Annotated in this window: 1 protein-coding gene; it reads left to right on the forward strand. The window is 56.6% G+C overall.

Going from position 1 to position 297, the window contains the following annotated elements:
• Positions 1-297: FAD-binding oxidoreductase (locus tag JW499_RS22020; protein ID WP_232846585.1), on the forward strand; the 297-nt coding region annotated here is incomplete at both ends.

Below are 297 nucleotides of genomic sequence, written 5' to 3' on the forward strand. Positions count from 1 at the left end.
GGGAGGAGGGCAAAGTGCTGGCCTGCTGCTGTACCCCGGAATCGGATATGGTGATCGAGGCGGATATCGATGTGGATGATGACTTTGCCGGCTATCCGGTGGAAGATTTTATCGGCACGGTTACCGAGATCAGCGATCTGTCACCGACGATCAAGGGGATATCGTTTGAGCTGGACAAGCCGATGGCATTTCAGGCCGGTCAGTATATCAACCTGAAGCTGCCGGGCGTGGAGGGTAGCCGGGCGTTCTCTATCGCCAACAAACCCTCCGATGCCACCACACTGGAACTGCATGTGC

The sequence above is a fragment of the Amphritea pacifica genome (assembly GCF_016924145.1).
GTDB lineage: Bacteria > Pseudomonadota > Gammaproteobacteria > Pseudomonadales > Balneatricaceae > Amphritea > Amphritea pacifica.